Raw genomic sequence first — 9,983 nt, 5'->3', positions numbered from 1 at the left:
CGCTATATTCGTGATCCCGTGAACGGTGTCGGGGCGGTGATCGTCTACCATTCTTCGCGCCTGTTCCGGAATGCCCAGCTGCTGCTCAAATACCACTCCGAACTTGAAAGCCGAGGCATCCGCCTGATCTCGGCGACCCAGGCGCTGCCTGACGGGCATAACGGCAAGTTGCTTCTGACGATGCTCGCGGCCTTCGACGCTCACGCTTCGGACCAGAATGCCGAGCAGGTGCGAACCGTGATGACGGCGAATGCCGAGGCTGGCTACTGGAACGGCGCCAAGCCTCCGTTTGGCTACAAGACGGCTGTCGCTCTCGTCCTGCGCAGCAAGGAGAAAAAGGTCCTCGCCGAGAGCGAGGATGAGGCCCCGGTCGTTCGCCTGATCTTCAGGCTCTATCGCGAGGGCGACGGCTCGGGGCCAATGGGGATCAAGAAGATCGTCGCCTATCTGAATGGCCGCGGCTATAGCTATCGCGGCAAGCCATTTTATACGAGCGCGGTCGAGAAGATCCTGAAGGGCGAGGTCTATACCGGCACCTTCCGCTACAATTGTATCGACAGCCGCACTCGCAAGCCGCGTCCCGAGAGCGAGCACATCAAGGTCAAGGTTCCCGTCATCATCCCGCAGGAGATCTGGCTCGCGACCCAGCGGGCGTTGCGCGACAATCGGCCGAACGTGCGGGCACCACGCCTGACCACCGGCCCCACGCTGCTCTCCGGTATTGCTGTCTGCGAGCATTGCAAGGGCGGAATGCAGCTCAGGACGGGCAAAAGCGGCAACTACCGCTACCTGACCTGCGCCAACAAGGCGAACAAGGGAGGGCTATCTTGCCAGGGCCATTCCGTGCGCATGGACGCAGCCGACGAGGCTGTTCTCTCTGCGATGGAGAAGGAGGTGCTCGCACCGTCGCGGCTGAAGCTGCTGATGGGCCAGGTGATCGACGCTTCCAATGCCGGCCTCGAAGATCTGGAGAAGGACATCCCGCGGCTGCAGGCCTCGCTCAACAACGACAAGGCCGGGCTCGAACGCCTTTACCTCGCGATCGAGAAGGGAATCGTCGACATTCTGGACAAGGCTTTCGCGCAACGGATCGCGGATGTGAAACTGCGTATCGGCGAGAGCGACGAGCGGATCCGCGAATTGAAGAATCGCCGCGTGCTCCACCGCGCACGCATCTCGGATGAGCGGGTCATCGTGTTCTCGCAGCAGGTGCGCGAAAGATTGCGCACCGGGGACCCGGCATTCCGCCGTGCCTGGCTGCATCTCTTCGTCGATCGCGTGGTGATAGGCCCGAACGAAATTCGCATTATCGGCCCGAAACAGGCTCTTGCGGAAGGTCTCGTTCAGGGAAACATCAAAGCCGGCACCATGGTGCCCAGCTTTGACCGTGAATGGCGCGCCCGAAAGGAGGAAGCCCCAGAAAGCCACCACGTTAGATTTCAACGGCTTACGCCGACCTAAGTTACGATGTTATACGGCCCGTTATGCAGTCGCAATAGGCGTTTGTGCGTCCTTGGGCTGTATGGAATAGCTCGCAGTGGTGGCCTTAATATCAGCATGTCAAAGACATTATTGTCGTACTGCGCTAGTAGCATCCGAGGCACGCCCTGCCTCGGTTTAACGGGGAATTCTGGCCCCTAGCGGACTCTGGCAACGTCCGGTCTCGGGCAGCCGAGTTTGACGACTGGGCGTCAACGCAGAGGCTGGCTCCTTCTGACTTCCAGAGTGTCCATTTTCAGGTAGGCGGATGGGCCGTGAGGCGCTCAAGCCCCTAGCCGTCCAGCCGGGAGCCGGCTCACCGTAGAGAGCATTTCGTCGTCTGCCGGAGACGGAACGGGCGGGAGGTTTGCAAGGATATGCGGCAGGCGTTCTCGATTGCTGGCCTTTGCAAAATACCAGCCCTGGAGGAAGTCGCACCCCAAATCCATCAATAAGCTGGCCTGCTCCAGGGTCTCGACGCCCTCGGCGGTGACGGACTTGCCTAAGGCGTGAGCAATGCCGATAACGCCCTCAACGATGGCCAGGTCGGCGGAGCTTTCCGGGAGGTTGGACACAAAGCTCCGATCGATCTTCAATCGATCAATTGGTATCCGGCGCAGGTGCGAGAGCGATGCATAGCCTGTTCCAAAGTCGTCCAGTGCTATCTCTACGCCTGCCTCATGCAGGCGCGCCAACCGCCCTCGAAAACCTTGATAGTCGCTCCCGAGGAAGACCTGCTCAATGAAGCCGCCCCCTAATTGACCGGACACGGCCTCCCACTTCCGTAAGGGGTAGGAGTAATGTCGTGTCTATGACTGGTTCGGTATCGAAGAGTGAGGTCCTTTCGGGACCCGAGCGGCGGCGTCGGTGGGCGCCTGCTGAGAAACTGGCGATTGTCGCAGAGACCTACGAGCCGGGCATGAGCGTGAGCCTGGTTGCCCGGAGGCATGGGATCGCGCCCAACCAGTTGTTCTCCTGGCGTCGGCTGGCGAACCAGGGTGCGCTGACGGCGACGCGGTCCGAGGAAGAGGTCGTTCCGGTGTCCGAGTATCGGATGCTGCAAAACCAAATCCGCGAACTGCATCGGCTTCTCGGCAAGAAGACGCTCGAGGCCGAGATCCTAAAGGAAGCGCTCGACGCCACGGCGGGCCCAAAAAAACATCTGTTGCGCTCGCTGTCGTGGCCCAAGGACGGTTCGCGATGAAGGCCGTCTGCGAGGTGCTGGGCGTAACCCGGTCGAACATCGCCGCTCGTGCCAAGGCTCCCCTCGGCAAGCCTCGTCCGGGGCGGCCTGCTCTGCCCGACGACGAGATGGTCGTGGCGATCCAGACCATCGTCGCCGAGATGCCGAGCTATGGCTATCGCCGCGTCTGGGCGCTGCTACGCCGCGCGGCACAGGCTGACTGCCGGCCCGCGCCCAATCACAAGCGAGTCTACCGCGTCATGAAGGCCCATGGTCTGCTCCTGCAGCGTCATGCCGGCGGTGTCGAGGCGCGTCGTCACGATGGCCGTATCGCCGTCGATCGATCCAACCTGCGCTGGTGCTCGGACGGCTTCGAACTCGGCTGCGACAACGGCGAAAAGGTCCGCGTCGCCTTCGCGCTCGACTGCTGCGACCGCGAGGCGATCAGCTTCGTCGCAACGACCGAGGGCATCAAAGGGGAGGATGTCCGCGACCTGATGACGGTGGCCGTCGAAACCCGCTTCGGCCCGGTCAATCGCCTGCCCGACGTGATCGAATGGCTGACCGACAACGGCTCGGGCTACATCGCCGGTGAAACCCGGCGCTTTGCTCGCGAGATCGGCTTCGAACCTCTGACGACGCCGGTTCAGAGCCCACAATCCAACGGGATGGCCGAGGCCTTCGTGCGAACCATCAAGCGCGACTACGCCAGGGTCAATCCGATGCCATCAGCCGAAATCGTCATGCGTCAGCTGCCGGCATGGTTCGATCACTACAACCGGCTTCACCCGCACAAGGCGCTGGGATACCGTTCACCCCGAGAGTTCATCGCAGACCGTTCAACTGCGGAGGACGTGTCCGGTCTTTGAGGGGCAACAACACTCAACGACTTCGATGCAAAAGCTGTCAGGCGTGACCTGAGTCTGGGCAGAGAGGCTTAGGAACCGGTCGACGAACTGGTCCGAGCGAAAATCCGCGTTCGTGGCATTGATAGCGACACGCCCAATCGGAATCCCCTGCTCGCGCATGAAGGCGAGGTCCTTGAAGGCGGCTTCTACGACAAACATGCCGATCGCCGCCTCCAACCCCGGATCGTCGATACCTGTCAGAAAAGCGCCGGGCAGCAGAAGGCCGCGCTCTGGATGTCGCCAGCGCAGCAGCGCTTCCAGGTAGATCGGCTTTGAAGGGTCTAGTGGGACTATTGGTTGATAATACAGGTGAAATTGGCTTTCAGAAAGCCCCGCTTCCACCGCCTGCAGCAACTCGCTCTTTTGCTCGGCCAACCGTCGTAAGCGGGGCGTGTAGAAACTCCTCTGGTCGCGTCCTGAAGCTTTGGCTTGATAGAGCGCCATGTCGGCGGCTTTGAACAGGTCTTCCGCGCTGCTCGCCTGGTCGGGGAACGACGCGATTCCGATGCTTGCCGAGTACCTGTGCTTGACCCCACCAAGCCAGATAGGAGATTTGATGCTCTTTAACACATCGTCCAGGAAGCGCCCGACTACGGCATCCGAGTTGTCGGAGGTGATGATTCCGAACTCATCGCCGCCCAGCCGGGCAATAAACGCGCCTTCCGACTGGAAATCGGCCAGGCGCAAGGCGATCACCTTGAGAAAGCTGTCGCCTACATCATGGCCAAACGTATCGTTGATTTCCTTGAAGGCGTCGACATCGATCAAAGCGAGATGAATTGCCCCCCGAGCCTGGTCGTGCCGTTCGAGCGCAGCCTCTAAATAGGACTGAAAACGCCGCCGGTTCGCGATACCCGTCAGCGGGTCAAGATCCACGATCTGGCGTAGGTGCTCTTCAGCCTCATGGCGGGCGGTGATATCGAAGCGGATCGCGGTATAGCTATCTGGCTTTCCGCTCTCATTAAGGTGCGGTACGATGGTGGTGTCGACCCAATAGGCCTTCCCGTCCTTACGATGATTGCAGATTTCGCCACGCCACGTCTGCCCACTAGCGATGCAGCGATATAAATCGCGGAAAAATGCCTTGCTATGCAAGCCTGAGCAAATGATCCGATGATTGTTGCCGATAAGTTCTTCCCGAGAGTAGCCGGATATCTCACAGAATTTATCGTTTACGTAGGTTATCGTTCCTTGAACGTCTGTAATGGCGACGATCGCCGCCGCGTCCAAAGCGTAACGCGTAAAATCCGCAGCGGTCGCGGCTGAATTTGATCCTTCAGTCTCGATAGGCCAAGGGGCATCCTGATGCAATTTAACGTCTCCGCTAAAGCTGCTTGACTCCACCAGAACAGCAAACATCTCTTTCCCTCGGAGCCTGGTTCCGAATATCGAAATCAGCACAATGCGCCATAAGAATTGGTTAAAAACGCCGGGCGCGAAATGCCGCAGGGGAGCTCTCGACAATATATTCTGTCTGGGGGCAATCTTTGCTTCGCCTCTTGACCAAACCCTGCTTTCATGACCGCTTGACGATCAACAATCGAAAGCGCACCGTCAGGGCCTCTTTGAAGCAGCCGCTCAAAATGCCCTGCGCGGCGGACAATAGCTCATCTCCCTGCTGCGCAAGGAGCCCGATGTGATCTCCTATCTGCAATCGGCGAGAGAGCTTGACGAGCGCTGGACGGCCTCATTGCAGTTTTTGCCGCCAACTCCGGCCCTGCGGAGTACCCATGATTGCATCACGGCGCGTAAGATCGCAGCCACCGAACTCGACCTTTTTGACCGCTATGCTCGGGAAATCGCGGCAGAAAACGGACTGAAGCTGGCGAACCTGGTCGATCTTTACGATCTTCTGCTCATAACGGGGCTGATAGCAGGCATCGAGCTTAATGACTCCCGAATTGGCTGGCGTGAGCCGCCGAGGCGATCTCGGGCCGCCGTCGACCCCAGAGCTACGGCCCAGGCCGAAACGGCGACGCCGGCAGCTTCAGAGCAGCTGGCAGGTCGCCGAGATGCGCGAGGACGTACCGGGCGCCCGAGGCAACCAATGCTGCCGGTGGCTGAAAGCCCCAGGAAACCCCGATCGGCGTGATGCCGGCCGCGACAGCCATACCCATGTCATAGGAACTGTCCCCGACCATCACCGTGCGTTCCGGAGAAGCGCCAGTTTCAGCCATCGCGCGCAGCGCCATGCCGGGGTGAGGTTTGGATGGCGCGTCATCGGCCGTCTGGATCGTATCGAACATGCCTGCCCAGCCGTACTGAGCGAGCACAAGCTCTGTCCCCTTGCGCGACTTGCCCGTGGCGATACCGAGCTTGAGCCCGGTCTGGCGCCTGATTTCTGCCAATAGCTCCGGAGCACCGGGGAAAAGCGGAGCACGGAGCAAAGGATCGCTCAAGGCGCGCCGATGCATGTCCCCGATAATCTCACGGTAGGTGCGGGTGAGCAGATCGTCGGGCTGTCCCAGGCCCGCGAGGCGAGCCAGGGCGACATCCAGGGATAGCCCAATGACCTCGAGGCCGGCTTCCGGCCCCGGATGTCTCCGGCCACATCGCCTGAAGGTCTCGGTTTGGGCGACAAGAAGGGTCGCGCTGGAATCGATCAGGGTCCCGTCGAGATCGAAAATGATGAGGTCCATGACATTCCCCGCACGTCGGTTGCGAGAATTACACGTGTGCTGCCGGGCTAATAAGCGATTTCTGCCCCTGAAACACAGTGCCTGTCGATAGGCCCTACGCCATGGCATCGCTAATCGGAGCTCCCCGGTAGGCTTGCGTACCCCAGTCAAATTGTAAGCTCGATGGCACGGAGCTTTCACGGGTCATCCGGCAGACCGTGCTGGCGCAACCTGGCAGGTTGCAGTGCCTCTCAAATGCACTCCTTCCCGGCCCTTCCGTGCCGGCGATCCCGCTTTCCATTGAGGCAATATTAATGAACCTCGGAGTATCCAATACGTTGCTACAATCAGGTGTAAGCTTAAATTGTATGAACCAAGTCGCTGGCTAAGCCGTCCATCCGAACACGCCTCCCAATGGGGACACATCTCCCCAGGGCGATGGAGGCGGTAATATGCGCGAGATTGTTTTCGGCTCGTCATTCGCCCTTCTGGTCGCGATTGCCGCATTGGCATCTGCAAGTTGGCCCGTCTCAGGTCGCCCTGTAGCCGTATTCTTCAGATCAGGGGCTTCGTCTGGGGAAGTTATGGCCGCAATTCAGCATGCAGGCGGGCTCCTGCTGGAAGCAGACGCTGAGTCCTCGTTGGTGATCAGCATCAGCGACCAACCGGATTATGTTCAAAAGCTATACAGCGCCGGGGCACGGCTAGTGGCGAGCGCTGCCATAGCCAAACTGTGCTTCAGCCGCCCGAGCGGGAGGCAAAAATGACAGATGTCGAACAACTGAGAATTCGCTTCGCCCGGATTGCGATCGCCGTTCTTTGGGCGAACACGGCTCTACTCCTCGTCACGAGTATCCTGGAGCAACCCGAAAACCAGTTGCTGATCCTGATCTACAATTTTGGGCTTGTCAGCCTTGCTACGGCGGCATGGTGGGTCGCGGGCACAAGCTGGCAAGTTCGCCAACTCACGTCGATCTGCACTATGGGGCAGGTCATGTTGCTGCTGTATATCTACTCCGGCCATGATTATCAGGTCGATATACATATGTATTTCTTCGCCATGCTGCTTAGCATGCAGGCTCATGGCCTCGACATCGAAGTAGCGGCGTTCCTGCAGCGTGTTCGAGCAGCCTGATGTTTGGCTTCCGCGATGAGTTCCGCAGCGCCATCGAGCGCGCCCATGCCGTCATCGAGTTCAAGCTCGACGGCACGATTTTGTATGCCAACGAGGATTTTCTGGCGCTATCTGGCTACGTCCTGCCCGATATCATCGGCAAACGCCATTCCATCTTGGTCTCGAACGAATACCGCCGGTCTCCCGAATACGAGAGGTTCTGGAATGACCTGGCAAAGGGCACCAGCTTTGCAGCGGAGTATTGCCGCCTACGCAAGGATGGTTCGGAGTTCTGGGTCAGCGGAAGCTATAATCCGGTTCTTCGATCCGGCCGGGTGCATAAGATCGTTAAGGTGGCGACCGACATCACCGCGAAGATGCTGAGGCGTGCCCATGACAAGAGCAAGCTGGCAGCCCTAGACCGAGCCCAAGCGATTGCGGAATTCTCGCTCGATGGGACGATTGTTACCGCAAATCAGAATTTTCTGAAGACCTTCGATTACAGCGAGGGCGAAGTCCTCGGCCGACACCATCGGATGTTTGTCGACCCGGCCGAAGCAGAAGGCCTGGATTATCAGACCTTTTGGCAACGTCTCCGTGCCGGGCAGTTTGATGCGGCGGAATATCGACGCATCGGGAAGGGAGGCCGCGAGGTCTGGATTCAGGCCTCCTATAATCCGCTCCTGGACGCCAGCGGCCGGCTCTTGGGCGTAATCAAGTTTGCGACCGATGTCACGGCCGCCAGGAATCTTTCCCGCCAATTGCAGGCTGATGCGGATCGCGTGCTTGCCGAGGCCGTGGGAATAATCGCAGAATCCGTGTCGGATATCAGCGGCCAGGCCGGTAGTGCGGCCGACGCGGTCGCCAAGGCGTCGGAGAACATCCGTGCGGTAGCGGTAGGCTCAACGCAGATCGCCGCGTCCGCCTCCGAAATCAGCGAGAAAGTGCTACAAGCTCTGACCGTTTCGAAGGAAGCCGTGCGTGAAGCCAGCCAGGTCAACACAGTGATGGCCGACCTGGCTGACCAAGCGGGTGAGATCGAGGACATTGTCAGCCTGATCACGACAGTTGCGTCGCAGACCAACCTCCTCGCCTTGAACGCGACCATCGAGGCGGCGCGCGCCGGCAATGCCGGGCGAGGCTTCGCGGTCGTAGCCGGTGAAGTCAAGAACCTGGCTGGCCAAACAGAACGCGCAGCCCAGGATATCACGGGACGGATAGCCTCAGTGCAGAGCGCAAGTGTGCACGCCTGTCAGGCGATCCAGCAAATTGGCCGGACGATTGAGCATATTCATGCAACTGCCGCGCAAATAGCGAACGAGGCGGCAACGCAATCATCTGTAACGCAGATCATGTCGGCCAGCATGCAGGAGGTGGCGGGCGGCGTCACTTTGATCACGACGAACCTGCACAGAACTGCTCAGCTGACGCAAACTGTCGATCAGAGGATCGGAGAAATCCGGGAAGCCGTGAAGGTTATCGCCTGACCGCCCGGCAAAATACGTTTACGAGGTGCCGGGAACCTTTGTGAGCATTATTTCAATGGGATAGCAAGACAGCCGCCAGCATGAAACTGGCGGCTGGTCGTCTTCCTCCGATCAGAAGTCTTCCCAGCCTGAGCTGATGCCGCCATTGGCGGTCTTTCGGCCGCGCAGCGGGGCAACCTTACTTTGGCTGAAAGCACTGGCAGCAAGCCTACGAAGGCGATGAAGCTCATTCGTCGGAGGCTGTGGCGCGGCGGCTGGGAGAGCGTCCTTCGTCCCAGCGTCGATCCGGAATGAGGCGATCAGCTCGTAAAGGCTTCCTGCCTTTTCCGAGAGAACGTTCGCCGAGGCCGCGCTTTCTTCCGCCAGGGCCGCGTTGGCTTGCGTGATCTCGTCAAGATGCGCGACGGTCTGGCTCATCTCGTCGATGCCGTTCGCCTGTTCCCCGGCCGCCGCCGAGATGTCCGCGATGGTGCCCGCGACCTTGCGGGACGATTCAAGGATCGCGGTCAGCGCCTCGCCGGCCTGGTGCACAAGCTTCACGCCCTCGCCAACCTCGGCATGGGAACTTGAGATGAGCCCGGAGATATCCTTGGCCGCCGCGCCGGAGCGCTGAGCCAACGTCCGGACCTCAGAGGCGACAACGGCAAAGCCCTTACCTGCATCGCCAGCGCGAGCGGCCTCGACCGCCGCATTGAGCGCCAGGAGGTTGGTCTGAAAGGCAATGTCGTCGATGACGCGGATGATATCCGAAATCTTCGCAGACGAAGCTTCGATCCGGGACATGGCCTGCACGGCCTGGCCCACGATATCGCCACCAGTTTCTGCCGTTCGCATCGCTTCAGCCGCGATGCCAGCGGCTTGTTGGGAAGCCTGGCTCGTCGACTTGACCGATGCAGCCAGCTCTTCCGTGGTCGCCGCAGTCTCTTCCAGGGAGGAGGCCTGTTCCTCTGTCCGCTTTGACAGATCGTCGGCGGCTGTTGAGATTTCACGCGAGGTGCTATTTACATCCGCAGCCGTGGATGAAACGGAGCCGATGACCTCGGCATAGCTTTTGACGAGGTCATTCACGCCGTTGCAGAGCGCGAGAACGTCGCCGCCAAGTGAACCGCCCCGGGTTTGTCGGAGGCCCCAACTCCTGAGAGGATGGGGCTATGACGAGCAAGACGACGAACAAGTTCTCGCCTGAGGTGCGTG

At 59.8% G+C, this 9,983-nt stretch carries 8 protein-coding genes; 4 read left to right on the top strand and 4 right to left on the bottom strand.

Features of this window, described 5'->3' with window-relative positions; translation table 11 throughout:
- Positions 1-1,461: recombinase family protein (locus tag BMZ69_RS30430; protein WP_139219313.1), on the top strand; the 1,461-nt coding region annotated here is incomplete at its 5' end.
- A 302-nt stretch (positions 1,462-1,763) separates the two neighbouring features.
- On the opposite strand, the gene BMZ69_RS30425 is transcribed toward BMZ69_RS30430, so the two are convergent.
- On the bottom strand, positions 1,764-2,249 hold the full coding sequence (locus tag BMZ69_RS30425; RefSeq protein WP_092163764.1) for an EAL domain-containing protein: 486 nt from the start codon (positions 2,247-2,249) through the stop codon (positions 1,764-1,766).
- 41 nt (positions 2,250-2,290) lie between these two features.
- On the opposite strand from BMZ69_RS30425, the gene BMZ69_RS30420 reads away from it, so the two are divergent.
- Positions 2,291-3,531 (top strand): IS3 family transposase gene (locus tag BMZ69_RS30420; protein WP_092163763.1). Its coding sequence is split into 2 segments (ribosomal slippage): positions 2,291-2,621 and positions 2,621-3,531, totalling 1,242 coding nucleotides; the frame shifts between segments, so codons are not numbered across the junction.
- Here BMZ69_RS30420 and BMZ69_RS30415 read toward each other — a convergent pair.
- Both BMZ69_RS30415 and BMZ69_RS30410 read right to left on the bottom strand, forming a co-directional pair.
- Positions 3,502-4,929: a putative bifunctional diguanylate cyclase/phosphodiesterase gene (locus BMZ69_RS30415; protein ID WP_092163762.1), complete on the bottom strand. Its 1,428-nt coding sequence runs from the start codon at positions 4,927-4,929 to the stop codon at positions 3,502-3,504. The two genes, BMZ69_RS30420 and BMZ69_RS30415, sit on opposite strands and share 30 nt — an antisense overlap.
- 593 nt (positions 4,930-5,522) lie before the next feature.
- The gene (locus tag BMZ69_RS30410; RefSeq protein WP_175507055.1) at positions 5,523-6,209 is read right to left on the bottom strand and encodes an HAD family hydrolase; all 687 of its coding nucleotides are present in this window, start codon (positions 6,207-6,209) and stop codon (positions 5,523-5,525) included.
- 742 nt (positions 6,210-6,951) lie between these two features.
- Between BMZ69_RS30410 and BMZ69_RS30405 the strand changes: the two genes are divergently transcribed.
- Positions 6,952-7,323: a hypothetical protein gene (locus BMZ69_RS30405; RefSeq protein ID WP_092163760.1), complete on the top strand. Its 372-nt coding sequence runs from the start codon at positions 6,952-6,954 to the stop codon at positions 7,321-7,323.
- Positions 7,323-8,789 (top strand): methyl-accepting chemotaxis protein, encoded by a 1,467-nt coding sequence (locus BMZ69_RS30400; protein ID WP_092163759.1) that lies wholly within the window; start codon positions 7,323-7,325, stop codon positions 8,787-8,789. Before BMZ69_RS30405 ends, BMZ69_RS30400 begins: the two co-directional genes overlap by 1 nt.
- Before the next feature lie 111 nt (positions 8,790-8,900).
- Here the strand turns inward: BMZ69_RS30400 and BMZ69_RS30395 are convergent, their stop codons facing one another.
- Entirely contained in the window at positions 8,901-9,857 is a 957-nt protein-coding gene (locus tag BMZ69_RS30395; protein ID WP_092163758.1) for a methyl-accepting chemotaxis protein, read from the bottom strand.
- Positions 9,858-9,983: the final 126 nt, after the last annotated feature.

It is taken from the genome of Allobosea sp. CRIB-10, assembly GCF_900112185.1.
In the GTDB taxonomy this organism is placed as follows: Bacteria; Pseudomonadota; Alphaproteobacteria; order Rhizobiales; family Beijerinckiaceae; genus Allobosea.
This window is presented reverse-complemented; position numbering and strand designations above follow the sequence as displayed.

Coding starts and splice junctions, on each gene's coding strand:
- BMZ69_RS30415 (WP_092163762.1), bottom strand. CDS start 4,929: ATGTTTGCTGTTCTGGTGGAGTCAAGCAGCTTTAGCGGAGACGTTAAA.
- BMZ69_RS30410 (WP_175507055.1), bottom strand. CDS start 6,209: ATGGACCTCATCATTTTCGATCTCGACGGGACCCTGATCGATTCCAGC.
- BMZ69_RS30405 (WP_092163760.1), top strand. CDS start 6,952: ATGACAGATGTCGAACAACTGAGAATTCGCTTCGCCCGGATTGCGATC.
- BMZ69_RS30400 (WP_092163759.1), top strand. CDS start 7,323: ATGTTTGGCTTCCGCGATGAGTTCCGCAGCGCCATCGAGCGCGCCCAT.